This is a genomic window from Bartonella sp. AP40SXNS, from assembly GCF_042195825.1.
GTDB lineage: Bacteria > Pseudomonadota > Alphaproteobacteria > Rhizobiales > Rhizobiaceae > Bartonella.
On the sequence record NZ_JBHIPB010000119.1, the window covers coordinates 1 to 654 of the forward strand.

The window sequence follows — 654 nt, forward strand, 5'->3', positions numbered from 1 at the left end:
GCACTAGTTTGCGAGAATGCCAAAGTAACCGGAAATACAAAAGTATCTGGAAATGACACTGTTTTAAGATAAGGGCGACTTAAAACATGGAAAAAAAATACGAACTTACTGATGAAATAGACATCCTCTATCGTCGACCAGTTCGTCGCATTCGTGCACTGAGAGACTTTGGAAAGGTCAAGAAAGGTGATCTTGGTGGTTTTATAGAGCATGAAGGTAACCTCTCTCATGAGGGCGATTGTTGGGTTAGGGATAAGGCAAAGGTTTGCAGTAATGCTCAAATTTATGAGAATGCACAAGTATTTGGACGAGCACGTATCTCATGTAATGCACGTATTTATGGAAATGCTAATGTTTTTGGAAACGCTTGTGTTGAATCCAATGCACATATTTTCGATAATGCGCAAGTTTACGGAATAGCCGAAATTCACGGCAATGCCAAAATTTGTGAAAAAGCTCATATTGGTGGTGAAGCTGTTGTATGTGGTAACACATGTATTTCAGGCAACACACATATTAGTTATAGTAGAAAAGCCGAACATATCCCTAGGAAAAGACAGAGCGTATAAGCACTTTCTAACAACCAACCATTTTTAAACACAAGCGTGATTCACGCCACGGGGGAATTGCGCGCAAATCAAGGAAACAATAATG

The 654-nt window shown here is 39.8% G+C and carries 1 protein-coding gene; it reads left to right on the forward strand.

Annotated elements, in window-relative coordinates:
• The first annotated feature begins 86 nt into the window (after positions 1 to 86).
• On the forward strand, positions 87 to 569 hold the full coding sequence (locus ACFILZ_RS10095; RefSeq protein WP_375611088.1) for a hypothetical protein: 483 nt from the start codon (positions 87 to 89) through the stop codon (positions 567 to 569).
• Positions 570 to 654: the final 85 nt, after the last annotated feature.